The 24,745-nt window shown below is 72.3% G+C and carries 14 protein-coding genes; 7 read left to right on the top strand and 7 right to left on the bottom strand.

Annotated features, from left to right (window positions below; genetic code table 11):
• Nucleotides 1-18: 18 nt before the first annotated feature.
• From nudC to AC07DO_RS22815, 6 genes are all read right to left on the bottom strand, one after another.
• Complete coding sequence (nudC, locus tag AC07DO_RS22840; RefSeq protein ID WP_479062103.1) at nucleotides 19-966, bottom strand: NAD(+) diphosphatase; 948 nt, start codon at nucleotides 964-966, stop codon at nucleotides 19-21.
• A 114-nt stretch (nucleotides 967-1,080) separates the two neighbouring features.
• Nucleotides 1,081-2,484 (bottom strand): dipeptidase, encoded by a 1,404-nt coding sequence (locus tag AC07DO_RS22835; RefSeq protein ID WP_479062101.1) that lies wholly within the window; start codon nucleotides 2,482-2,484, stop codon nucleotides 1,081-1,083.
• Between the two features lie 10 nt (nucleotides 2,485-2,494).
• Complete coding sequence (locus AC07DO_RS22830; protein WP_479062099.1) at nucleotides 2,495-6,094, bottom strand: ATP-dependent helicase; 3,600 nt, start codon at nucleotides 6,092-6,094, stop codon at nucleotides 2,495-2,497.
• Nucleotides 6,095-6,176: 82 nt separating this feature from the next.
• Nucleotides 6,177-6,872, bottom strand: a complete 696-nt coding sequence (locus AC07DO_RS22825) for a hypothetical protein (RefSeq protein ID WP_479062098.1) — start codon at nucleotides 6,870-6,872, stop codon at nucleotides 6,177-6,179.
• Between the two features lie 160 nt (nucleotides 6,873-7,032).
• The gene (locus AC07DO_RS22820; RefSeq protein WP_479062096.1) at nucleotides 7,033-10,782 is read right to left on the bottom strand and encodes a UvrD-helicase domain-containing protein; all 3,750 of its coding nucleotides are present in this window, start codon (nucleotides 10,780-10,782) and stop codon (nucleotides 7,033-7,035) included.
• A gap of 287 nt (nucleotides 10,783-11,069) precedes the next feature.
• On the bottom strand, nucleotides 11,070-11,540 hold the full coding sequence (locus tag AC07DO_RS22815) for an MGMT family protein (RefSeq protein WP_479062483.1): 471 nt from the start codon (nucleotides 11,538-11,540) through the stop codon (nucleotides 11,070-11,072).
• Nucleotides 11,541-11,743: 203 nt separating this feature from the next.
• Here AC07DO_RS22815 and AC07DO_RS22810 point away from each other — a divergent pair, with 203 nt between their 5' ends.
• Nucleotides 11,744-14,512: a lysylphosphatidylglycerol synthase transmembrane domain-containing protein gene (locus AC07DO_RS22810; protein WP_479062095.1), complete on the top strand. Its 2,769-nt coding sequence runs from the start codon at nucleotides 11,744-11,746 to the stop codon at nucleotides 14,510-14,512.
• Between the two features lie 24 nt (nucleotides 14,513-14,536).
• Here AC07DO_RS22810 and AC07DO_RS22805 read toward each other — a convergent pair whose 3' ends face one another.
• A complete protein-coding gene (locus AC07DO_RS22805; RefSeq protein ID WP_479062094.1) occupies nucleotides 14,537-15,304 on the bottom strand; it encodes a YwiC-like family protein in 768 nt (255 codons plus the stop codon).
• A gap of 160 nt (nucleotides 15,305-15,464) precedes the next feature.
• Between AC07DO_RS22805 and AC07DO_RS22800 the strand changes: the two genes are divergently transcribed.
• The 6 genes from AC07DO_RS22800 to hemG are packed head-to-tail and all read left to right on the top strand — an operon-like array spanning nucleotide 15,465 to nucleotide 24,699.
• Nucleotides 15,465-19,118: a nitrate reductase subunit alpha gene (locus AC07DO_RS22800; protein ID WP_479062093.1), complete on the top strand. Its 3,654-nt coding sequence runs from the start codon at nucleotides 15,465-15,467 to the stop codon at nucleotides 19,116-19,118.
• Complete coding sequence (narH, locus tag AC07DO_RS22795; RefSeq protein ID WP_479062092.1) at nucleotides 19,118-20,683, top strand: nitrate reductase subunit beta; 1,566 nt, start codon at nucleotides 19,118-19,120, stop codon at nucleotides 20,681-20,683. The genes AC07DO_RS22800 and narH overlap by 1 nt, the downstream gene beginning before the upstream one ends.
• Nucleotides 20,680-21,336 (top strand): nitrate reductase molybdenum cofactor assembly chaperone, encoded by a 657-nt coding sequence (gene narJ / locus AC07DO_RS22790; RefSeq protein ID WP_479062091.1) that lies wholly within the window; start codon nucleotides 20,680-20,682, stop codon nucleotides 21,334-21,336. The genes narH and narJ overlap by 4 nt, the downstream gene beginning before the upstream one ends.
• Nucleotides 21,336-22,058: a respiratory nitrate reductase subunit gamma gene (gene narI, locus AC07DO_RS22785; protein ID WP_479062481.1), complete on the top strand. Its 723-nt coding sequence runs from the start codon at nucleotides 21,336-21,338 to the stop codon at nucleotides 22,056-22,058. The genes narJ and narI overlap by 1 nt, the downstream gene beginning before the upstream one ends.
• Nucleotides 22,055-23,263 (top strand): TIGR04053 family radical SAM/SPASM domain-containing protein, encoded by a 1,209-nt coding sequence (locus tag AC07DO_RS22780; protein ID WP_479062090.1) that lies wholly within the window; start codon nucleotides 22,055-22,057, stop codon nucleotides 23,261-23,263. The genes narI and AC07DO_RS22780 overlap by 4 nt, the downstream gene beginning before the upstream one ends.
• Nucleotides 23,260-24,699, top strand: a complete 1,440-nt coding sequence (gene hemG / locus AC07DO_RS22775; RefSeq protein ID WP_479062089.1) for a protoporphyrinogen oxidase — start codon at nucleotides 23,260-23,262, stop codon at nucleotides 24,697-24,699. The genes AC07DO_RS22780 and hemG overlap by 4 nt, the downstream gene beginning before the upstream one ends.
• The last annotated feature ends 46 nt before the right edge of the window (nucleotides 24,700-24,745 follow it).

Below are 24,745 nucleotides of genomic sequence, written 5' to 3'. Positions count from 1 at the left end.
ACACGGTGCGGGCGGGGCTCAGCCCACGGTCCCCGGCTTCGGCAGGGGCTTCCCGTACCAGAGCTCGATCAGCCGGGCCGCAATCGAGATGCCGTAGGGAGGCAGGACCTCCCCGGACTCGAATGCGGCCCGCAGGTCTTCCCGGGAGAACCAGCGGGCCTCCTCGATCTCCTCGCCGTCCACGTTGATCTCCGAGGAGGTCGCGTCGGCCATGAAGCCCAGCATGAGGCTGGAGGGGAAGGGCCAGGGCTGGCTCGCGACGTACTCGACGTCGCCGACCGTGACGCCCGCCTCCTCGAAGACCTCGCGCCGCACCGACTGCTCGATGGACTCCCCCGGCTCGACGAAGCCCGCGAGGGTCGAGAAGCGGCCCTCGGGCCAGTGCACCTGGCGGCCGAGGAGGATGCGGTCCTCGGTGTCCCTGACTGCCATGATCACGGCGGGGTCCGTGCGGGGGTAGTGCTCGGCGCCGCAGGCCTGGCAGCGGCGGATGTGGCCGGCCGCCGCGATGACGGTGCGCTCGCCGCATCGCGAGCAGAAGCGGTGCAGGCGCTGCCAGTTCTCCAGAGCCACTGCGTGCACCATCAGGCCCGCGTCGCGGGGCGACAGGAGCAGTCCGGCCTCGCGCAGTCCCGCGGGGCGCGCCGACTGGTCCATGCGGCCCGGCAGGGTGTCCTTCTGGAGCGCGAAGTAGCTGACGCCGTCGTCGTCCGTGCCGAGGAAGTAGCGGTGCTCCTCGGTGAGCGGCGCTTCGAAGGAGGGCGTCATCACCAGTTCGGTGTGTCCCTCGGGCGTCTCGTCGATGAGCACCTGACCGCCGGAGACCACGAAGACCCGGGTGGTGGGATGGCTCCAGGCGGCGGCCAGCCACGCCTCGTCCATGCGGTGGTGCGCGGCGCGGTCGATGCCGCTCGGCGCGGTCAGCGAGACGGGCCGGTCTGCGGTGCTGTCGGTCCAGGTGGTCACAGGTGCTTCCAACTCCCCCGATGGAATGGGTGGTTCAGCAGGGCGTGCGGCAGGACGTGCGGCGATGTCCGGGGTGGGGTGTGGGGCGTGGCGTGCTCGGCGGTCCGGCGGATCTCAGCGGCCATCGCGCCAGTTCTCCGCGAGGTCGCCCCAGAGGTGCGCGGTGGTCTCGACGCCCTTGAGCAGCAGATCGATCTCGACCTTCTCGTTCGGCGCGTGCCAGCCGTCCGAGGGGACGGAGATGCCGAGGAAGAGCACGGGCGCCCCGAGGACGTCCTGGAGGTCGGCCGCGGGTCCCGAGCCGCCCTCGCGCGTGAAGCGGATCTTCTGCTCGAAGGCGCGGCCCATCGCGCGGACGACGGACTGCAGGGCGGGGTGGTCGAGCGGGGTCAGGCACGGGCGCGTGGCGCCGCCGAAGGTGACCGTGTGGCGGATTCCGGCGGGGATGCGGTCGGCGGCCCAGGCGCGGACGGCCTGCTCGACGTGGGCCGGGTCCTGTCCCGCGACCAGTCGGAAGGAGAGCTTCACCAGGGCGGACGACGGGATGATCGTCTTGCTGCCCACGCCCTGGTAGCCACCGCCGATGCCGTTGACCTCGGCGGTGGGGCGGGCCCATATCCGCTCCAGAGTGGTGTGTCCTGCCTCACCGTGGGTGGCGTGCGACTTGGCCGTGTGCAGCCAGCGGCCCTCGTCGAAGGGCAGCTCGGCGAAGAGTTCGCGCTCGCGGTCGGTGAGTTCCGTGATGCCTTCGTAGAAGCCGGGGATCGCCACGCGTCCGTGTTCGTCGTGGAGGGCGGCGACAAGACGGGCGACCTCGGTGGCGGGGTTCGGCACGGCGCCGCCGAAGGAGCCGGAGTGGATGTCCTGGTCGGGGCCGTGCAGGGCGATCTCGCACTCGGCGAGGCCCCGCATGCCCGTGCAGACGGTCGGGGTGTCCTCCGACCACATGCCGGTGTCGGAGACGATCACCGCGTCGGCGGCGATGCGGTCCTTGTGGGCTTCGACGAGCGCGCGGAAGTTCGGGGAGCCGGACTCCTCCTCGCCCTCGACGAGCAGCTTGAGGTGGACCGCGGGCGCCGTGCGGCCGGTGGCGGCGAGGTGGGCGCGGACGCCGAGGGTGTGGAAGAACACCTGTCCCTTGTCGTCGGCCGCTCCGCGCGCGTGGAGGCGGTTTCCCCGGACGACGGGCTCGAAGGGGCCGGTGTCCCAGCCGTCCTCGCGGGCGGCGGGCTGGACGTCGTGGTGGCCGTAGACGAGGACGGTGGGGGCGTCCGGGTCGTCGGAGGGCCACTCGGCGAAGACGGCGGGCGCTCCGGGCGTCTCCCAGACCTCCGTGGTCGGGAAGCCGGTCTCCTTGAGGGCCGCGGCGAGCCAGTCGGCGCTGCGGCGCACGTCCCCGGCGTGGTCGGGCTGCGCCGACACGGACGGGATGCGCAGCCACTCGGAGAGGTGGTCGAGGAAGGCGGCGCGGTGGTTCTCGATGTACGTGCGAACGGCGCTGTCCGGTGTCTCGCTCATGGTCACGAGCCTATCCGCCATCCGGGGCGGGCTCGTCCCGCGGCTCGTCGACCAGGGCCTCGGCCGGTTCCTCCAGAAGGAGGCGTTCGAGCTCGGCGCGGCCCGGCAGGTTCCTGGGGCGTGCGGTCTCGCCGCTGCGTACGTAGAGGAAGGCGGCCTTGACCGACTCCAGGGGGACGCCCTGCTGCTCGGCCCAGGCGAGCCGGTAGACGGCGAGCTGGAGGGGGTCGGCGGTGCGGGTGCGGCTGGTCTTCCAGTCGACGATCTCGTACGTCGCTCCGGGGCCGTCACCGTCCTTGTAGACGGCGTCGATGCGGCCCCTGATGACGCGGCCCGCGATCACGAACTGGAAGGGGACTTCGACGCGGTGGGGCGCGCGGTGGGCGTACTCGGTGCGTTCGAAGGCTTCCTTGAGGGCTTCGAGGTCGCGCTCGTCGGCGATCTCGGCCTCGTCGGGGGCGCCGCCCGGCAGGTCCTCCGGGGAGAGCATCGGCAGCGGGAGCTCTTCGAAGCGGGACTCGATCCAGGCGTGGAAGCGGGTGCCGCGGCGGGCCGCGGGCTGCGGCGGGCGCGGCATGGGCCGGGCGAGGTCGCGTGCGAAGCCGTCGGGGTCGGCGGCCAGGCGCATCAGTTCGGACGCGGTGAGCGAGGCGGGCACGGGGACGTCCCTGACGGCTTCGCGGGCGCGCAGGAGCTCGCCGGTCAGGGCGTCGAGGTCGCGGTCCCAGGAGGCGAGGGTGCGGACTTCCTCCGGGGTGAGGGGGGTGGCGGGCTCCTTCGGGGGCTCCTCCGAGGACTCCTCCGGGGCGGGGTGGGGGCGGACGTCCGGGCGGGGCGCGGGGAGCTTTACGTGCGCGGGTGCGGGGCCCGGGGCGTGCACGGGTGCGGGGCCCGGGGCATCTGCGGGGTGCGGGACCGCGGGGCGCTCCGTCGCCATGGAGTCCCAGTCCTCTTCGTAGAGCCCCTCTTCGTCTTCGTAGAGGGGCTCTTCGTCCTCGGGAGGGGGTGGCCATTCGGGGTCGTCGGCCGGGGGCACGTCGTCGTGTGCCGACGGGTGGGCCTCTTCGTGGGAGCGGGCGGGCTCGGGGGTGCTCTCCCCCGTCAGCCGGTCCAGGTGGGCGAGGACCGTCTGTGCGGCGGCCCGGCGCCGGGCCAGGGAGGTGGGGTCCAGCGGGAGCGGCCACGCCTGGTCGGCGGTCGACTCCTCAAGGGCGGGGTTCTCCTCGTCCTCGGCCGGTGCGTCGGCCCAGGCCTCGATCTCGCCGTGGCCGGCCGCGCAGTGGTCGTACAGGGCCTGGAGGAAGTCGGAGGGGCCGCGCGGCTTCTTCTGGGAGGGGCCCCACCAGTGGCCGGAGCCGAGGAGGAGGGAGCGGGGGCGGGTGAACGTCACGTACCCGAGGCGGAGTTCCTCGGTGCGCTGGTGGTCCTTCATCGCTTCGTGGAAGGCCTTCATGCCCTTGGCGTCCCACGCGTCGACATCGGGCAGCGTGGCCCTGTCGCCACGCAGCTCGTGCGGGACGACCTTGGCCTGTGCGGTCCACTTCTCGCGCCCCTGAGCGCTCGGGAAGGTGCCGTTGACGAGGCCGGGCACCGCGACGACGTCCCACTCCAGGCCCTTGGACCGGTGGGCGGTGAGCACCTTGACGGTGTTCTCGCCGCCCGGCAGGGCGTTGTCGAGCCCCTTCTCGTACTGGGCGGCGGTACGCAGGAAGCCGAGGAAGGCGAGGAGCGTCGCGCCGCTGTCGTTCGCGGCGAAGGAGGCGGCGACGTCCAGGAAGTTGGAGAGCGTCTCGCGGCGGCGGGCCGCGAGGGCGCCCGGGGACGCGGAGAGCTCGACCTCGAGGCCGGTGACGGCGAGCACGCGGTGCAGCACGTCCATCAGCGGGTCGGCCAGCGATCGGCGCAGCTCGCGCAGTTCGGCGGCGAGCCTGGCGAAGCGCACCCGGGCGTCCGCCGAGAAGGGCAGCCCGTCGTCCGCTCCGGAGGCGTCGTCCGGGTCGAGCGGTGACTCCAGGAAGGTGTCCAGGGCGTCCGCGAGCGATATCACCTCGGCCGGGTCGACCCCCTCGACGGCTTCGGCGAGACGGCGGTCCGGGTCGTCGGGGGCGGCGTGCCCGGGGCGTACGAGGAGGCGGGCGCGGCGCCCCAGGAGGGCGAGGTCGCGGGCGCCGATCCGCCAGCGGGGGCCGGTGAGGAGCCGCACCAGGGAGGCGTTGGCTCCCGGGTCCTGGAGGACCTCGCAGACGGCGACGAGGTCGGCGACCTCCGGGAGGTGCAGCAGTCCGGAGAGGCCGACGACCTCCACGGGGATGTCGCGGGCGACGAGAGCGGCCTGGATCTCGGCGAAGTCCGTGGCGGTGCGGCACAGGACCGCGATCTCGCCGGGCGCCTTGCCGGTGCGGACGAGGTGGGCGATCGAGTCGCCGAGCCAGTCGATCTCCTCGGCGTGCGTGCGCAGCAGGGCGCAGCGCACGACGCCGTCCCGCTCGGCGCCCGGGGCGGGGCGGAGCGCCTCCACGCCCGCGTGCATGGCGCGCAGGGGCTCCGCGAGGCTGTTGGCGAGGTCCAGGAGGCGGCCTCCGCTGCGGCGGTTCTCGCTGAGCGCGTGGCGGGCGGCGGGGCGGCCGTCGGCGTGCGCGAAGTGGTCGGGGAAGTCGTCGAGGTTCGCGACGGAGGCACCGCGCCAGCCGTAGATGGCCTGGCAGGGGTCGCCGACCGCGGTCACCGGGTGTCCGGTGCCTCCGCCGAAGAGCCCGGAGAGGAGGATGCGCTGGGCGACCGACGTGTCCTGGTACTCGTCGAGGAGGACGACGCGGAACTCCTCACGGAGGATTTCGCCGACCTCCGCGCGGGTGTCGGCCAGCGTCGCGGAGAGGGCGATCTGGTCGCCGAAGTCGAGGAGGTCGCGCGAGCGCTTCGCCGCGCGGTAGCGACCGACGAGCTCGGCCAGTTCGAGGCGGGCCGCCGCCGTCTCGGGGACCTTGCGCAGGTCGGCGTTGGAGAGCTTCACGCCGTCGAGGGCTCGCAGGAGCTCGGTGTCGTACGCGCGGAGCCTCTCGGGCCGCACCAGGTGCTCGGCGAGCTCGCTGTCGAGGGCGAGGAGGTCGCTGACGAGGTCGGGGAAGGAGCGGGTGAGCGCGGGATAGGGCCCGGGGGCCTCGCGGAGCACGCGCGCGGCGAGCTGGAAGCGGGTGGCGTCGGCGAGGAGGCGGGAGGTGGGCTCCAGGCCGATCCGCAGACCGTGATCGGTCAGGAGGCGGCCCGCGAAGGCGTGGTACGTGGAGATGACGGGCTCGCCCGGCGGGTTGTCGGGGTCGACCGCGTCGGGGTCGGTGACGCCCGCCTTGATCAGCGCCTGGCGCACGCGCTCGGCGAGCTCGCCCGCCGCCTTGTTCGTGAACGTCAGGCCGAGGACCTGCTCGGGGGCGACCTGGCCGGTGCCGACGAGCCACACCACGCGTGCGGCCATCACCGTCGTCTTGCCCGAGCCGGCTCCGGCCACGATCACCTGCGGAGCGGGCGGCGCGGTGATGCAGGCCGTCTGCTCCGGGGTGAACGGGATCCCGAGGAGCTCCTTGAGCTGCTCGGGATCGGTGATGCGAGGTGACACATCAGAGAGGCTAGCGGTGGCCACTGACATCCGGGGCGGGCCCGGACTCGGGCGGCCACCGCCCGCTCGTGGGACGCGTGGGTCAGGAACCGGCGGCGAGCTTGGCCGGGTCGACGACCTCGCCGGCCGGCGGCGCCTTCACATCGACGTCCTTGCCGTAGTCGCTGAAGGTCACCGAGCCGGGCTCGTCGCTGTCCTTGTTCACGACCTTCAGGAAGTAGGGCTTGCCCTCCATCGCCACGTAGAACGTCGTGGTCTCGGAGCCCTTCTTCTTGGTGAGGACGGCGGCCTTCTTGCCGTCGACGTCGGCGTCGTCCTCACGCTTCAGGTTCTTGAGCTTGTCGGACTTGAACATGTCGTCCGGGTTGCACGCGCTCTGACCGCTGTCGTTCGACTTCACCCAGCGGCCCTTGAGGAGCTCGGCCGTGCTGCCGCCGCCCTTGGCGTCCCAGAACTTGTCGTCGGCCTTGACGTACGTGGTCTTGCCGATGGAGAGGAACTCGGCGGTGCCGGTCTTGGGCGAGCCCATCGTGCCCTTGCAGTCGCCGGACTCGGCGACGGAGAACTCGATGTTGCTCTCCTCGCCCTTCTGCTCCATCTTGCCCTTCATCGTGAAGGAACCGGCGTCCTTGGAAGCCTTGGAGGCCTTGTCGGCGATCTTGTCGGCGCTCATGCCGTCGAAGGGGTCCTTGTCCCCGTCGCTGCTGCAGCCCGTCACGCCGATGACGGCGGCGGCACAGGCGACGGCCACTGCCAGGAGCTTCCGGTTGGCTGCCATATACGCGCATCTCCTCGAAAAGGTGCACTTTCAGCCAGTGCACAGGGTGTCTTTACGGAGACTTTAGATTGCTTCAGGGAGTGCTGTGCCCCCGGGTGACGCGACGTGACAATCGCCACGGGCGAGGCGCCCCCGTGTCACGCCACCCCTCGCTCCCGCGTCACTCCACCACATGGCGGCCCTCCGGACGCGCGCTGCACGAGGCGCGGAAGGCGCAGTGCGTGCAGTGCTGGCCGGTGGTGGGTGCGAAGCGTTCGTCGAGGACCTTGCCCGCGGCCGTCGCGAGCAGGTCGCCGATCCACTCCCCGGAGAGGGCCTCCTGGGCCTGCACCTTCGGGAGTGCTTCTCCGCCGTTCTTCTTGGCGGCGCCCTGGCGCAGCTGCACCAGTTCGGCGCCGCCCGGCTCGGGACGTGCGCCTTCGAAGAGGTCGTCGGCGGCGCCCTCGCGGACCGCCAGCTGGTAGACCGCGAGCTGCGGGTGGCGGGCGACCTCGGCGGCGCTCGGCGCCTGCTTGCCGGTCTTGAAGTCGACTACGTAGGCACGGCCTTCGGCGTCCTGTTCGACCCGGTCCATGGAGCCGCGTACCCGCACTTCGTAGGGGCCCGCTTCCAGGGTCACGTCGAAGCCGTGCTCACTGGCGACGGGGGTGCGGCTCGCGCGGTCCATCACATGCCACTGGAGGAAGCGCTCCAGCGCCACGCGCGCGTGCTCCTTCTCCTGCGCCGACTTCCAGGGCGCGTCGAAAGCGAGCGCGTCCCATACGGAGTCGAGGCGCTCCATGAGGACGGCGAGGTCGGCGGGGGTGCGCCCCGAGGCCACCTCGTCGGCGAGGACGTGCACGACGTTCCCGAAGCCCTGGGCCGCGGTCGCGGGCGCGTCCGCCTTCACCTCGCGGCCGAGGAACCACTGCAGGGCACAGGTGTTGGCGAGCTGGTCGAGCGCGCTTCCGGACAGCACGACGGGCTTGTCGCGGTCCCGCAGCGGCACCTCGCTCACCGTCGGTTCGTACATGCCCCACCAGCGGTAGGGGTGCGCGGCCGGCACGAGGGGGCGGCCGTCCGTGTCGGCGAGCGCGGCGAGGCGGGCCAGGCGCTGGGCCGCGGCCTCGCGCAGGGACTCCGAGACGCGCGGGTCGACGGTGGTCGCGCGCAGCTCGGCGACGAGCGCGGCGACGGACAGGGGGCGGCGCGGGCGGCCCGTTATGTCCTTGGGTTCGACGCCGAGTTCCGTCAGGAAGCGGGACGGCTGGTCGCCGTCCTCCGCGGGTGCCTTCACCGCGGTCACGACGAGGCGTTCCCGCGCGCGCGTGGCGGCGACGTAGAACAGCCGGCGCTCTTCGGAGAGGAGCGCCCCGGGGGTGAGGGGTTCGGCGAGGCCGTCGCGCCCGATGCGGTCGGCCTCCAGGAGGGAACCGCGGCGGCGCAGGTCGGGCCAGAGCCCCTCCTGAACGCCCGCGACCACGACGAGGCGCCACTCGAGCCCCTTGGAGCGGTGCGCCGTCATCAGGCGTACGGCATCGGAGCGGGCCGCCCGGCGCGTGAGGGTGTCCGCGGCGATGTCCTGCGCCTCGGTCTCCTCCAGGAAGTTGAGGGCGCCGCGACCGCCCGTGCGCTCCTCCGCGCGGGCCGCCGCCGCGAACAGGGCGCACACGGCGTCGAGGTCACGGTCGGCGTTGCGGCCGGCCGCGCCGCCACGCCGCGCGGTGCGTTCCAGGCGCCTGGGCCAGGGCGTGCCGTCCCACAGCTCCCACAGCGCCTCCTCGGCCGTTCCGCCGCCCGCGAGGCGCTCACGGGCCTTGCGGAGCAGCGCGCCGAGCCGCTGGGCGCCACGGGCGTACGTCGGATCGTGCGCGACGAGCCGCTCCGGCTCGGCGAGGGCGCGGGCCAGCAGTTCGTCGGAGGGCGGCGGCACGTGGTTGCCCGCCGCGCGCTCCTCCTCGCGCAGGGCGCGGCCCAACCGGCGCAGGTCGGCGGCGTCCATGCCGGCGAGGGGGGACGTCAGGAGGGTGAGGGCGGTCTCGGTGTCGAGCCATTCGGGAACGATGCCTCTGCCGCTCCGTGCCCCACCCGCTGCGCCGAGCTCGGCCTCGGACACGGCCTCGGTTTCGGTCTCGGTTTCGGTCCCGGCCTCGGTTTCGGCCCCGGTCCCGGTCCTGGCCTCGGCCCCGGTCTCGGTTGCGGTCTCGGTCTCGGTCCCGGTCTCGGTTTCGGTCCCGGTTTCGGTCCCGGCCTCGGTTTCGGCCCCGGTCCCGGTCCTGGCCTCGGCCCCGGTCTCGGTTGCGGTCTCGGTTTCGGCCCCGGTCCCGGTCCTGGCCTCGGCCCCGGTCTCGGTTGCGGTCTCGGTCTCGGTCCCGGTCTCGGTTTCGGTCCCGGTCCCGGTCCTGGCCTCGGTTTCGGCCCCGGCCCCGGCCCCGGCCTCGGTTTCGCTCCTGGCCTCGGCCCCAGCCTCGGTTTCGGCCTCGGTCCCGGTTTCGGTCCCGGCCTCAGAGCCCGTCCCGTCCTGGGACGCCGACTCGGCCCCGGCCTCGACCCCGGCCTCGGACACGGACCGAGGTGCGGCCTCCGGAGAGGCCCCCTGCGAAGAGCCCCCCTCCGGAGAGGTCGCCTCCGAAGTGGAGCCCTCCGCGTCCACCGCCATCGCCACCACCCGCAACGCCGTCAGCAACGGCGTCACCGCCGGTTCGTGGCGCAGGGCGATGTCGTCGCCGTCGATCTCCAGGGGGACGCCCGCCGCGCTGAGGCTGCGGCGGACCGCGGGGATCGTGCGGGCGCCCGCTCGGACCAGGACCGCCATCTCGCCCCAGGGGACGCCGTCCTCCAGGTGTGCGCGGCGCAGGATGTCCGCGATGTTGTCGAGTTCCGTGCCCGCCGTCGGATACGTGTACACCTCGACGCGGCCGCCGTCCCTGACCGGCGCCGGCTCCCGGTGCACCCGCACCTTCTCCGCGGGGAGCCGGGTCAGCGGCATGCGCCGGGTGAGGAGTCGCGTGGCCGCGAGGAGCTGCGCGCCCGACCGGCGGGAGGTCGTGAGGACCTCGACCGGCGCGGGGGACCCGTCCACGCGCGTGAAGGCGTCGGGGAATTCCAGGATGCCGTTCACGTCGGCGCCACGGAAGGTGTAGATCGACTGGTCGGGATCGCCGAACGCGACGAGCGTGCGGCCGCCCCCGGCGAGCGCGTGCAGCAGCCGCACCTGCGCCGGGTCGGTGTCCTGGTACTCGTCCACGAAGACCGCGTCGTACTGCGCGCCGAGCGCCCGCGCCACCTCGGGGCGGCGCGCGAGCAGCACCGCGCGGTGCACCAGTTCCGCGTAGTCGAGCACCCCTTGGAGGTCGAGCACGTCCAGGTACTCGGCGAGGAAGGCCGCCGCCGCGCCCCAGTCGGGCCGGCCGCTGCGGCGCGCGAAGGCGTCCAGGGCGTCCGGGCCGAGGCCGAGCTCACGGCTGCGGGCGAGCACCGCGCGGACCTCGTCGGCGAAGCCGCGGGTGGTGAGGCAGGCGCGGAGCTCGTCCGGCCAGCGGATGTGGCCGTGTCCCTCCCGCGCGAGGTCGATCTGTCCCGCGAGCAGTTCACGTACCGCCACGTCCTGCTCGGGACCGGACAGGAGCCGCAGCGGCTCCACGAACAGTTCGGTGTCCTGGTGGGCGCGGACCAGGGCGTAGCAGAAGGAGTGGAACGTCGTGGCCTGCGGGGCGCGCGCCGCACCCACGCGCAGCGCCATGCGGTCCCGGAGCTCGACCGCCGCCTTGCGGCTGAAGGTGAGCACCAGGATCCGTGCGGGGTCCACGCCCTGGGCGACACGCGCGGCGACACTCTCCACAAGCGTGGTGGTCTTGCCCGTGCCGGGTCCCGCGAGGACCAGCAGCGGGCCGCCCTTGTGGTCAACCACACGGCGCTGACCTGCGTCCATGCGAGGGGGATCCATCTGGTCCGGCGGCGTACGCACCAGTCGGTAGCCATCTCGGGTCCCCTGTCGTACCTGCTGGTGCGACGGGTGCCGGATGTGCCGAGTGGAAGAAGGGGAGCTCACGTGGGTCGCCGGTCCTGGTGGGTGTGCTGGTCTGTGAGCGGCCGCACGGTGGCCGCGGGGTGAGGGGGATGCGTGCTGTCGACGCTACGCCAGTGGGCGTGAAGGACGCGTGCCTTCCCCCGTACGGGCCACCGGTCCCCCGTCGGGCCGCCGGATGCCGGAAGCTGTCAGGTGTGATCCTTTGGAGCCGCGCCGACCGGGGCCGCGCCCTCCGACGCCGGGCCGTCCGGAACGACGCCGACCGGAGCAGGGCCCTCCCCTGCCGGGCCCGCCGGAGCCTCGCCGTCCGCAGTCGGGCCCCCCGACGTCGCGCCGTCCCACCGCGCCCGCCGCATGTCGAGCTTCGGGACGTGTCCCTGGGCGGCGCGCGAGGCCTGCCGCAGAGGGGTGCCCTCCTCCCGGTACCTCTCCAGGGCCCGGAGTTCGTGGCCGGGCAGGAGCACGCCGTCGGAGCGGACGACACGCCACCACGGAACGCCCCCTCCGTAGAGGGCCATCACGCGTCCGACCTGTCGGGGACCACCCTCCTCCAGCCACTCGGCAACGTCCCCGTAGGTCATCACCCGACCCGGAGGGATCAGTTCCGCGACCTCCAGGACCCGTTCCGCGTACTCCGGCAACTCGCTCATCCGGACCATCCTGCCGTACGCCACCGACACGGTGACAGGCCCGCCACACAGCGTGCCGCTACCCGTCCGACAGGGCGCAAAGTGTCGTTTCGTGACCACTTCGCAGCCTTGCGTTGCCCCCTGCTGCCCCCCTCCACGGGCTGGACATGCCACCATCGTGCGGGCGGTGACTGGTGATACGAGATCAAGAAGAGACCACGGAGCGGCAGGGCGTGCATCCCGATGAGAAGGCGGGCACCTCTGCGTCCGAGTCACACCTGGACACCGGTGAGCGCGCCCTGAAGAGCGAGAAGAACGAGAACGGCAACGGGAGGACCGACGTCGGCGACGGCCCCGGGACCGACCTCGACCACGGCCCCGGCTGCGCCGACGACGGGGCCCACGCCGAGCGTGTCGAGCGCGACGAACCGTTGCTCGCCGCCCGCGTGCACCGCCCGTCCGACCTCATGCGGCTCCTCGTCGGCGTCCTCGCCATCGCCGTGCTCCTCTCCATCGCCGCGTTCGCGCACGGCACGACGTCCGGGCTCGAGCAGGACATCGACAAGGGCACCGAACAGGCGCCCGACCTGCTGATCAAGGTCGCGGGACTCGTCGCCAGCATCGGTGTGCTGCTCGTCCCCGTCGCGTTCGCGATCGAGCGGCTGATCAAACGGGACGGGCTGCGCATCGCCGACGGCGTCCTGGCCGCCGTGCTGGCGCACGGCGTGACGCTCGCCACCGACCTCTGGGTCGCGAAGGCCGCCCCGGACTCGATCCAGGACGCGCTGACCAAACCGTCCCCCGCCGACCTCCACGCGTTCACCGATCCGGTGCACGGCTATCTCGCGCCCGTGATCGCGTACATGACGGCCGTCGGCATGTCCCGCAGACCGCGCTGGCGCCTGGTGCTGTTCGTGGTGCTGCTGCTCGACGCGTTCACGATGCTGGTCACCGGCTACACGACGCCCTTCTCGATCATCCTGACGGTGCTCATCGGCTGGGCCGTGGCCTACGGAACGCTCTACGCGGTCGGCTCGCCCAACGTGCGGCCCACCGGGCAGACGCTGCTCGCCGGCCTGCGGCACGTCGGCTTCCACCCCGTGAGCGCCTCCCGCGAGGAGTCCCCCGACAGCGAGCACGGCGACCGCGGGCGCCGCTATTTCGTCACTCTGGAAGACGGCCCTCCGCTCGACGTCACGGTCATCGACCGCGAACAGCAGGCGCAGGGCTTCTTCTACCGCGTCTGGCGCAGGCTCACCCTCCGGGGCATCACCCAGCGGCGCAGCCTGCAGTCCCTGCGTCAGGCGCTGGAGCAGGAGGCCCTCCTCGCGTACGCGGCCATCGCGGCCGGGGCGAACGCGCCCAAGCTGATCGCCACCTCCGAGCTCGGCCCCGACGCCGTGATGCTCGTCTACGAGCACACGGGCGGCCACTCCCTGGACTCCCTGCCGGACGAAGCCATCACCGACGAGCTGCTGTGCGACACCTGGCGTCAGGTGCAGGCCCTGCAGTCCCGGCGGATCGCGCACCGCAGGCTCGCGGGCGACGCGATTCTGGTGGATCGTTCCGGCACGGTGATCCTCACGGATCTGCGGGGCGGCGAGATCGCCGCGGGCGACCTGGTCCTGCGCATCGACATCGCCCAGCTCCTGGCGGCCCTCGGCCTGCGGGTGGGTGCCGAGCGCGCGGTCGCCACCGCCGTCGAGATCCTCGGTCCCGACGCGGTGGCCGACTGCCTGCCGCTGCTGCAGCCCATCGCCCTCACCCGCTCCACCCGCTCCACGCTGAGCAAGCTGGCCCGTGAACGGTCCCAGCGCGAGCGGGAGGCCGTCCTGGAGGCCTCCCGCAAGTCCCGGCAGAGCGTGCGTGTGGAGGTCGCCGAGGACGGGCAGCCGGACAAGCCGTCCTCGAAGCAGGAGAAGCAGGCGGCCAAGCAGGAGCGGCAGGCCGAGAAGCAGGCCATAGACGATGCCCTGGAGCAGGCGCGCGAGGAGGATCTGCTCACCCAGATCCGCCACCAGGTGCTGCTCATCCGCCCGACGGCGCCGGTCGAGCCCGCGCAGCTGGAGCGGATCAGGCCGCGCACGCTGATCAGCTTCATCGCCGGCGCCATCGGTGCCTACTTCCTGCTCTCGCAGCTGACGCACGTCGAATTCGGCACCCTCTTCCAGGAGGCGGAGTGGGGCTGGGTGGCCGCCGCGGTCGGCTTCTCCGCGCTGAGCTACTTCGCGGCCGCGATGAGCCTGCTGGGGTTCGTGCCGGAGCGGGTGCCGTTCCTGCGGGCGGTGGCGGCGCAGGTCGCCGGGTCGTTCGTGAAGATCGTGGCGCCCGCCGCGGTCGGCGGTGTCGCGCTGAACACGCGGTTCCTCCAGCGGTCCGGGGTGCGCTCGGGCCTCGCGGTGGCGAGCGTCGGCGCCTCGCAGCTCTTCGGGCTCGGTTCGCACATCCTGCTGCTGCTGATCTTCGGGTATCTGACGGGTACGGAGAAGACGCCGTCGTTCACGCCGTCCCGGACCGTCATCGCCGGTCTGCTGTCGGTCGCGGTGCTGGTCCTCGTGGTGACCGCCATCCCGTTCCTGCGCAAATTCGTCGTCACGCGCGTGCGGTCGCTTTTCGCCGGTGTCGTGCCGCGCATGCTGGACGTGCTCCAGCGGCCGCAGAAGCTGCTCACCGGCATCGGCGGGATGCTGCTGCTCACCCTGATGTTCGTGCTCTGTCTGGACGCCTCGGTGCGGGCCTTCGGCAACGAACAGATGACGTCGCTGAGCCTCGCGAGCGTCGCGGTCGTCTTCCTCGCGGGCAACGCCCTGGGGTCGGCGGCGCCGACACCCGGCGGTGTCGGCGCGGTCGAGGCGACGCTGACCCTCGGCCTGATCGCGGTGGGCGTGCCCAAGGACGTGGCGGCGCCCGCGGTGCTGCTGTACCGCCTTCTCACGCTGTGGCTTCCGGTGCTCCCCGGGTGGCTGTTCTTCAACCACCTCACAAGGAAGGGCCTGCTCTGACCGTCCGGCACGGTCAGCGGGCCCTCAGAACACCAGCAGGAGCGCGGCCGCCAGCAGCACCGCGCCCATGACCTCCACCGCCCCGACCACCGGCACCTTGAGGCCCTTCCCGGGGAGCACCGCCGCGCGCGCCAGGTAGGCCGCGAACAGGACCGCGAGCCAGGGACCGAGCATGTACGCGACGGGCACGGCGAGGACGTGGTACGTCACCGACGCCCGGTAGTACGCGCGTGAGTCGCGCTCCCGGATCATCGTCTTCACGTAGGGCACCGTTCCCGCGAAGAACAGCAGGCAGGCGAGTGCGGGGCGCCAGCCTTCGGAGAGCTCGCCGCCGCCCATCCGCAGGGTGACGAGGAGCATGCCGCAGGCGGGGACCACCGCGGCCAGGCCGTTCAGGAGGGCCCGCTCCTCGTTGCGCCACGCGTACCAGGTGTTGACGGCCACGAAGGGCGCGGCACAGGCGGCCGCGAGCAGCAGCCAGGGGTACGCGAACAGGAGCGGCACTCCGAAGACTGCGGAGACCGCCGCCGCGCCGAGGGCGGGACGCACGTGGCGGCGCGGGGCCCTCGGGTTGCGGGAGAGGCAGCGAAGGCGGAGCCACTGCTGGACGTGGAATGCGGTGACGTACCCCGCCAACCAGGCGACGAACAGCGGCAGGTGGGCCCACCGGGGGCCTTCGCCCGGCCCGTCGCCGAGGAACGCGCCCGCCGCGAACGGCACCGCGAGCATCGCCCACGCGCCGTGCTGGTTCGGCAGCCACGAACGGAGCGCGCCCCGCTTCTTCCTACCCATGCGTTCCAGCATCCCAGCACAGGGCCCGAACAATTCCGGAAAGAGGTCACCCCTGCACGGGACCTAAGTCCCCGGTATGTCAACCCCCGCCAGGCTTAGGGTCGTTGCAGGTGGCACGTGCCGTGCGGCCTTTTCTTCGGGACGGCCGGGAGATGTGACGTTGCAGCAGAGGAAAGACATCGCCGAGTCGCTCGTGAAGGCCGGGAGTTTCTTCACCCGGACCGCGGAGACCTCCGAGGATCTGCACCGGGTGCAGCACACGGGAGGCCGGGACGGGGAATCCTTCTACCGTGACCGTTGGAGCCACGACAAGGTCGTGCATTCCACGCACGGCGTGAACTGCACGGGATCGTGCCGCTGGAAGGTGTACGTCAAGGACGGCATCATCACCTGGGAGACGCAGGCCACGGACTATCCCTCCGTGGGACCCGACCGTCCCGAATACGAACCCCGCGGATGTCCGCGCGGAGCCTCGTTCTCCTGGTACACGTACTCGCCCACGCGCGTGCGTTATCCCCATGTGCGCGGAACCCTTCTCGAAATGTACCGAGAGGCCAAGGCGCGACTGAAGGACCCCGTGCTCGCCTGGGCCGACATCCAGGGCGACCCCGAGCGCCGCCGGCGCTACCAGCGGGCGCGCGGCAAGGGCGGCCTGGTGCGGGCGAGTTGGGACGAGGCCGTCGAGATCGTGGCGGCGGCCCACGTGCATACCATCAAGGAGCACGGCCCGGACCGTGTCGCGGGGTTCTCCCCCATTCCCGCGATGTCGATGGCGTCGCACGCCGCGGGGGCCCGTTTCCATTCCCTGATCGGCGCCCCGATGCTGTCCTTCTACGACTGGTACGCGGATCTCCCCGTCGCCTCTCCGCAGGTGTTCGGCGACCAGACCGACGTACCGGAGTCGGGTGACTGGTGGGACGCCGCGTATCTGATGATGTGGGGTTCCAATGTGCCGGTGACGCGGACTCCGGACGCGCACTGGATGGCGGAGGCGCGCTACCGCGGGCAGAAAGTCGTCACCGTGTCGCCGGATTTCGCGGACAACACGAAGTTCGCCGACGAATGGATGCACCCGCACCCCGGAACGGACGGCGCGCTGGCCCTCGCGATGGGGCACGTGATCCTCAAGGAATTCTTCGTCGAACGGCAGACCCCGTTCTTCCAGGATTACGTGCGCCGCTACACGGACCTGCCTTTCCTGGTCACGCTCGCCGAGACCGAGAAGGGTCTCGTGCCGCACAAGTTCCTCACCGCCGCCGACATCGGCGAGGAGACCGAGAACGCGCGGTGGAAGACCGTCCTGATCGACGACGCGAGCGGCGACCTCACCGTGCCCAACGGCACGCTCGGCCACCGCTGGGGTACGTCCGGGACCCCCGACTGGAACCTCGACCTCGGCGACACCGTGCCCCGGCTCACCCTGTACGGCGAGGGCGCCGCGGAGATCGTGCTGCCCCGCTTCGAAGAGGGTGCCCACGGCGAGGGCGGTGTCGTACGCCGCGGCGTTCCCGTACGCCGCGTCGGCGGCCGGCTCGTCACCACCGTCCACGACCTGATGCTCGCCCAGTACGGGGTCCCGCGCGCGGGGCTGCCCGGTGAGTGGCCCGCCTCCTACGAAGACGCCTCCCAGCCCGGCACACCCGCCTGGCAGGAGACCCTCACGTCCGTGCCGGCCGCGCAGGCCACGCGCGTGGCGCGCGAGTTCGCCGACACGGCCGAGGCGTCACAAGGGCGCTGCATGATCCTCATGGGCGCGGGGACCAACCACTGGTTCCACGCGGAGACGACGTACCGCGCGTTCCTCGCGCTGCTCACGCTCACCGGCTGTCAGGGGCGCAACGGCGGCGGATGGGGGCACTACGTGGGGCAGGAGAAGTGCCGCCCGGTGACCGGCTGGGCGACGCTCGCGAGCGCCTCCGACTGGGGGCGGCCGCCCCGGCACATGATCGGCGCGGGCTGGTTCTACCTGCACACCGACCAGTGGCGCTACGACACCCTCCCCGCCGAGTCCCTCGCGTCCCCTCTGGGAGAGGGCCGTTTCGACGGGATGACGGGCGCCGACTGTCTCGCCGCGTCCGCGCGCATGGGCTGGATGCCGTCGTACCCGACCTTCGACCGCAACCCGCTGGACCTGGGCGCCACCGAGGACCCCGTGGCCGACACCGTGCGGGAGCTGAAGGAGGGCACGCTGGGCTTCGCGGGCGAGGACCCCGACGCGCCCGGCAACTGGCCGCGCGTGCTCAACGTATGGCGGGCGAACCTGCTCGGCTCGTCCTCCAAGGGCAACGAGTACTTCCTGAAGCATCTGCTCGGCACGCACTCCAACCTCCCCGCTGACGGGCCGCGGTGCGCGCCCCGCGACGTGAAGTGGCACCCCGAGGACGTCGAGGGGAAGCTCGATCTGCTGCTCTGCCTCGACTTCCGGATGACGTCCACGACGCTGCTCTCCGACGTCGTCCTGCCGGCCGCCACCTGGTACGAGAAGCACGATCTGTCCTCCACGGACATGCATCCCTTCCTGCACGCCTTCACACCGGCCGTGGACCCGCCCTGGCAGGCGCGCACCGACTACGACGCGTTCCTCGCCGTCGCGCGCCGGTTCGGCGAGCTGGCGGGCGAGCACCTGGGCGTGCGCCGCGACCTCGTCGCCACGGCGCTGCAGCACGACACCCCGGGCGGCGAGATGGCGCAGCCCGGCGGGGTGGCGCTCGACTGGTCGAAGGGCGAGTGCGAGCCCGTCCCGGGACGCACGATGTACAACCTGGCCGTCGTGGAGCGGGACTACGGAGCGGTGGGCGAGAAGTTCGCGGCGCTCGGCCCGCTCGTCGACGAGCTCGGCGTCACCACGAAGGCGGTCACGTTCGACGTCGCCGAGGAAGTCGCGTACCTGAAGGAGAAGAACGGCACCGTGCGCGGCGGCACCGCGGACGGCAGGCCCCGCCTGGACACCGCCCAGCGGGCCTGTGAGGCCATCCTGTCGCTCTCCGGGACCTCCAACGGCCGCCTGGCCACCCAGGGCTTCAAGACGCTGGAGAAGCGCGTCGGTACGGAGATGGCGCACCTGGCCGCCGAGGCGGAGGGCAAGCGGATCACCTTCGCGGACACCCAGGCCCGCCCGGTGCCGGTCATCACGTCGCCCGAGTGGTCGGGCAGCGAGTCCGGAGGGCGCCGCTACACCGCGTTCACCGTCAACACCGAGCACCTGAAGCCGTGGCACACCCTCACCGGGCGCCAGCACTTCTTCCTCGACCACGACTGGATCCACGAGGTCGGCGAGGCGCTGCCCGTCTACAAGCCGCCGCTGAACATGCACCGCCTCTACGGAGAGCCCGAGTTGGGTTCCCGGACGGACGGCCGCGAGGTCGCCGTGCGGTTCCTGACCCCGCACAACAAGTGGGCGATCCACTCCCAGTACCAGGACAACCTCTACATGATGACGCTCGGCCGCGGCGGACAGACGGTGTGGATGTCCCCTCAGGACGCGGACGCCATCGGCGTGCGCGACAACGAGTGGATCGAGGCCGTCAACCGCAACGGCGTCGTCACGGCCCGCGCGATCGTGTCCCACAAGATGCCGCCGGGGACGGTCTACATGAACCACGCCCAGGAGCGGACCGTCGGCGTCCCGAAGACGGAGAAGACGGGCCGCCGCGGCGGCATCCACAACTCCCTCACCCGGATCATGCTCAAGCCCACCCACCTGGTGGGCGGCTACGCCCAGTTGACGTGGGCGTTCAACTACCTGGGCCCGACGGGCAACCAGCGTGACGAGGTGACGGTCATCCGCCGCCGCGACCAGGAGGTCTCCTACTGATGCCCCGTGACGGAGTCACCATCGGACGCGTCATGACCCAAGTGGCCATGGTCATGAACCTCGACAAGTGCATCGGCTGCCACACGTGTTCGGTCACCTGCAAGCAGGCGTGGACGAACCGCAAGGGCACCGAGTACGTCTGGTTCAACAACGTCGAGACGCTCCCAGGACAGGGCTATCCGCGCCGCTGGGAGGACCAGGAGCGGTGGAAGGGCGGCTGGGAGCGGACCAGGTCCGGCCGGCTGCGGCTGAGGGCGGGAGGGCGCCTCAAGCGGCTCGGCCGGCTCTTCGCCAACCCCGAGCTGCCGGAGCTCACGGACTACTACCAGCCGTGGACGTACGAGTACAAGAACCTCACCGACGCCCCGGCCGGTGACGACATGCCCGTCGCCAAGCCGGTCTCGCAGGTGACGGGCGAGCCCATCGGCACCATCGAGTGGGGCCCCAACTGGGACGACAACCTCGGCGGCGCCCCGGAGCACGGCCCGAAGGATCCGCTGGTCGAGAAGGTCCGCGACGAGGTGGGGGAAAGGATCCGCTTCGAATTCGAGCAGAGCTTCATGTTCTACCTGCCGCGGATCTGCGAACACTGCCTCAACCCCGCGTGCGTCTCGTCGTGCCCCTCCGGAGCGATGTACAAGCGCGTGGAGGACGGCATCGTCCTCGTCGACCAGGACCAGTGCCGCGGCTGGCGGATGTGCGTGACGGGCTGCCCATACAAGAAGGTCTACTTCAACCACGCCACCGGCAAGGCGGAGAAGTGCACCTTCTGCTTCCCGCGCGTGGAGGCCGGGATGCCGACCATCTGCTCGGAGACCTGCGTCGGGCGCATGCGCTACCTGGGCGTCATGCTGTACGACGCCGACAAGGTCGCCGAGGCCGCCGCCGTGGAGGACGAACAGGACCTCTACCCGGCACAGTTGGAGTGCTTCCTCGACCCGGACGACCCTGCGGTCGTGGCCGCCGCGCGCGCCTCGGGCATCACCGACGAGTGGCTCGACGCGGCCCGCCGCTCCCCCGTGTACGACCTGATCAGGACGTACCAGGTCGCGCTGCCGCTGCACCCGGAGTACCGCACCATGCCGATGGTCTGGTACGTGCCGCCGCTCTCCCCCGTGGTCGAGGCGGTGGCCGCCGCGGGCCACGACGGGGAGGACGCGGGCAACCTCTTCGGAGCGATCGACGCGCTGCGGATCCCGGTGGAGTACCTCGCCGCGCTGCTCACCGCGGGCGACACCTACGCCGTGGAGGCGGTGCTGCGCCGGATGGCCGCCATGCGCGCATACATGCGCCGCATCAACCTCGGTGAGGAGCGCGACGCGTCCATCGCCGCGGCGGTCGGCCTCACCGCCCAGGAGATGGAGGACATGTTCCGGCTCCTCGCGATCGCCAAGTACGAGGACCGCTACGTCGTCCCGACCGCCGCCCGCGCCGACGCGGACGCCCTCGCGGAGGCGCATCCCCTGGACGACGTGGCCGACGGCTGCCCGGTGGCCGACGCCCCGGGCACCGCCTCCAAGGACCGCGTCATGCTGAACCTCAGCCCCGCCCGGAGGGCCGTATGACCCCCGACGCCGTCGTCCGGCTCGTCGCCGGAAGGCTCCTCCAGTACCCGGACGAGCGGCTGTACGCGGATCTGGACCGCCTCCACGAAGCGACCGGCCACCCGCTGCTGCGGGAATTCATCTCCCACGCGCGCGTGCGGCGCCCCCTGGACCTCGCCGCGCACTACACGGACGTCTTCGACACCCGTAACCGCCGCTGCCTGTACCTCACCTGGTGGTCGGACGGCGACACCCGCAACCGAGGCCTCTCCCTGGTGCGCGTCAAGCGGGTGTACCGCGAGCACGGCCTGGAGTTCGCCTCCCAGGAGCTGCCGGACTTCCTTCCGGTGCTGCTGGAGTTCGCCGCCCGCGAGGAGGAGGCCGGCACGGCCCTCCTGGAGGAGCACCGGGCCGGACTCGAACTGCTGCGGCTCGCCGTGACCGACGCGGACACGCCCTACGCGCGCGTACTCGAAGCGGTCTGCGGGACGCTTCCCGGCCCCTCTCCGAAGACACGCGCCGAGGCGAAGGCGCTGGCCCGCGGCGGACCACCCCGCGAGACGGTCGGACTCGAACCCTTCGGCCCCGGTGTGGACCTCCCCTGGCCCACCGTTCCCGCCGCGCCGGATTCCGCCGCCCAGGCACCCGCCGCCCAGGAAAGGACCCCGGCGTGATGGACCTCCTCCTGTGGGGCGTCATGCCCTACGTCGCCGTCACCCTGCTCATCGCGGGCCTGGTCTGGCGGGCCCGCTACGACCGGTTCGGCCTGACCACGCACTCCTCGCAGTTGCAGGAGTCGCGGCTGCTGCGCATCGGCTCGCCGCTCTTCCACTTCGGGATGGTCTTCGTCGTGCTCGGCCACGTCGTGGGCCTCGTCATCCCGGACAGCTGGACCGACGCGGTGGGCGTCAGCGACCACACGTACCACTTGGTGGCGGTCTCCACCGGGGCGGTCGCGGGCGTCGCGGCGGCCGCCGGCATCGGCATCCTCGTGTACCGGCGCCTCACGGTGCCGGCCGTCCGCAAAGCCACCCTCCGTAGTGACCACCTGATGTACACGGTGCTGCTCGGGGCGATGCTGCTCGGGCTCGTCGCGACCGTCCTCAACTCCTCCGGAGCGGTCGACTACAACTACCGCGAAGGCATCTCCGTCTGGTTCCGGAGCCTGTTCACGCTCCAGCCCGACCACCACCTGATGGGCGCCGCGCCGCTCGCCTTCAAGCTGCACGTCGTCTTCGGCTTCGCGCTGTTCGCGCTGATCCCGTTCTCGCGGCTCGCCCACGTCGTCAGCGCGCCCTTCAAGTACCTGTTCAGGCCGTACGTCGTCTACCGCGGCCGGGATCCGCGGGAGCTCGCGAACCGGCGCCCGAAGCGCGGCTGGGAGCGGGCCTCGTGAGCCGCGTCGTACGGCGTCCGCGGCACGATGTCGCCGAGCGCCCCTTCATCGTCATCTGGGAGGCCACGCGCGCGTGCCCGCTGGCCTGTCTGCACTGCAGGGCCGAGGCGCGGCCCGCACGGGACCCGCGCGAGCTGGACGGTGCGGACGCCCGCCGCCTCATGGACCGGGTCGCCGACTTCGGGAAGCCGAGCCCGCTCTTCGTGATCACCGGCGGGGACCCGTTCCAGCGGCCCGACCTCACCGACCTCGTCGCGTACGGAACAGCGCTCGGACTGCGCGTCGCCGTCTCCCCCTCGGGGACGCCGACCTTGGACCGGGCGAACCTGACCGCCGTGCGCGACGCGGGCGCCGTCGCCCTGTCCCTGAGCGTCGACGGGTCCACGGCCGCGCGGCACGACGCGTTCCGCGGCGTGGACGGCGTCTTCGAATGGACCCTCGACGGCTGGCGCACGGCCCGCGAACTCGGCCTGAAGGTACAGGTCAACACCACCGTCACCCGCGACAGCCTGGAGGACCTCGCGGACATCGCGGCCCTGGTGCGCAGGGAGGGCGCGATGCTGTGGAGCGGCTTCGTGCTCGTGCCGACAGGACGCGGCGAACAGCTCTCCTCGCTCACCCCCGACGAGGTCGAGGACGTCCTGCACTTCCTGTACGACACGGGCGCGGTGATGGCCACCAAGACCACAGAGGGCCACCACTTCCGCCGCGTGGTCCTCCAGCGCACCGTCCTGGAACGGCACGGCGAGGAACCCGATTTGGGACCCCTGTACGCCCGTCTGACGGCACGCGCGCGTGCCGTCGGTCTGCACGACGGGGAGCGGCGCGCGGTGCGCAGGCCGCCCATGGACGTCGGCTCGGGGCGCGGCTTCGTCTTCGTCTCGCACACCGGAGAGGTCCACCCCAGCGGCTTCCTGCCGCTGTCGGCCGGCAACGTGAAGCACCATCCGCTGGTCGACATCTACCGCGGCTCCGCGCTGTTCACGACGTTGCGCCAGCCCTCACTGCTCGGCGGCGCCTGCGGGCGCTGCGAGTTCAACACCGTGTGCGGGGGCTCCCGTTCGCGCGCGTACGGGGCGACGGGGCGGGTGCTCGCCGCCGACCCCTGGTGCGCGTACGAACCGGGGAGCTTCCCCTACCAGGACGAGCTGCGAGAGCTGCTCTCCGGAGACACCCGGTCCCGTACGGAAGGGAGCGCGGCATGAAGCGTTCAGTGATCGTCGTCGGCGGCGGCATCAGCGGACTGACGGCCGCCTGGCGGCTGCGTGCCGACGCGGAAGTGACCGTCCTGGAGGGTGCCCCTCGCATCGGCGGCAAGCTGCGCACCGGCACCCTCGCGGGCGTCCCCGTCGACGAGGGCGCCGAGTCCCTGATGGCGCTGCGTCCGGAGGCCGTGCGCCTCGCGCAGGAGGTCGGCCTCGGCGACGCGCTGTGCGACCCGGCCCCGGCGCCCACCACCCTGTGGTCGAACGGCGCGCTGCGCCCGCTGCCGCCCGGCCACGTCATGGGCATCCCCACCGCCCCGGACACGCTGGCGGGCACGGGACTGCTGTCCGACGACGGCGTGGCCAGGCTGCGGCACGAGGAGACGCTGCCCGCCGAGCCGATGACCGAGGACGCGTCGGTGGCCGAGTACCTCGGCGGCCGGCTCGGCCAGGAGACCGTGGACCGGCTCGTGGAACCGCTGCTCGGCGGTGTCTACGCGGGCCGTCCCGACCGGCTCTCGCTGCGGGCCGTGCTGCCGCGCGTGGCGGCGGTCGCCGAGCGCGGGGAGCCACTGCTCGGGGCGCTGCGCCGGATGCGTACGCCCGGTGGCGGCGCCTTCCCGCGCGCGGCAGCCCCCCGCACCGTCCCCGTCCAGGGACTGCGCGGCGGCACCGGGCGCCTGCCCCTCGCCGTGGCGGCGGCGAGCGGCGCCCGGGTGCTCACCGGCACACGCGCGCGTGAGCTGCAGCGCACACAGGGAGGACGGTGGCGGGTCCTCGCCGTCACAGGCGACGGCCCTCTCCTCCTGGAGGCGGACGCGGTGATCCTCGCCGTACCCGCGTACGAGGCCGCGGAGCTGCTCCGGCCGCACGCGCCGCTCGCCGACGCCGACCTCGGCGCGATCCAGCACGCCAGCACCGCCGTGGTGACCTTGGCGTTCCCCCGCGCGAAGGCCCTCGTCCGGGCGCACGGGAGCGGGCCCGGCCACGGCCCCGGAGAGGCGTTTCCCGAGGGCAACGGCTTCCTGGTGCCGGCCGTCGACGGACGCACCCTCAAGGCGGCCACGTTCCTCAGCAACAAGTGGCGGTGGCAGCGCGAGGAGGCACCCGACGTCTTCCTGCTGCGCACCTCCATCGGCCGCGTCGCCGAGGAGCACCGCCTCGCCGTCCCCGACCGCCATCTGATCCGCGGCTCCGTCATCGAGCTGCACCAGGCCCTGGGCTCCATCGGCGAGCCCGTCGCGGCCCGCGTCACCCGCTGGGAGCGCGGTCTGCCGCAGTACGGCGTCGGGCACATCGAGCGCGTCGCCCGCGTCCGTGAGGCCGTCGGCAAGCTGCCGGGGCTCGCCCTGTGCGGTGCCGCGTACGACGGTGTGGGCGTCGCCGCGTGCGTGGCGACGGGGACGGCCGCGGCCCGGCAGATCGCCGAAGGCTGACACGGAGTCGGGTGGTCGTCCGCCACCCTCACCAAGTAGCCGATTC

It is taken from the genome of Streptomyces sp. NPDC045678, from assembly GCF_056432085.1.
Note: the sequence above shows the minus strand (reverse complement) of the source record. Positions and strands in the feature narration are given on the sequence as shown.

What these genes read in the sequence shown, in the direction of transcription:
- AC07DO_RS22835 (WP_479062101.1), bottom strand. Translation starts at nt 2,484, where the DNA reads ATGAGCGAGACACCGGACAGCGCCGTTCGCACGTACATCGAGAACCAC.
- narJ (WP_479062091.1), top strand. Translation starts at nt 20,680, where the DNA reads ATGACCCCCGACGCCGTCGTCCGGCTCGTCGCCGGAAGGCTCCTCCAG.
- AC07DO_RS22815 (WP_479062483.1), bottom strand. Translation starts at nt 11,540, where the DNA reads ATGGTCCGGATGAGCGAGTTGCCGGAGTACGCGGAACGGGTCCTGGAG.
- hemG (WP_479062089.1), top strand. Translation starts at nt 23,260, where the DNA reads ATGAAGCGTTCAGTGATCGTCGTCGGCGGCGGCATCAGCGGACTGACG.
- narI (WP_479062481.1), top strand. Translation starts at nt 21,336, where the DNA reads ATGGACCTCCTCCTGTGGGGCGTCATGCCCTACGTCGCCGTCACCCTG.
- AC07DO_RS22825 (WP_479062098.1), bottom strand. Translation starts at nt 6,872, where the DNA reads ATGGCAGCCAACCGGAAGCTCCTGGCAGTGGCCGTCGCCTGTGCCGCC.
- AC07DO_RS22820 (WP_479062096.1), bottom strand. Translation starts at nt 10,782, where the DNA reads ATGGACGCAGGTCAGCGCCGTGTGGTTGACCACAAGGGCGGCCCGCTG.
- AC07DO_RS22805 (WP_479062094.1), bottom strand. Translation starts at nt 15,304, where the DNA reads ATGGGTAGGAAGAAGCGGGGCGCGCTCCGTTCGTGGCTGCCGAACCAG.
- narH (WP_479062092.1), top strand. Translation starts at nt 19,118, where the DNA reads ATGCCCCGTGACGGAGTCACCATCGGACGCGTCATGACCCAAGTGGCC.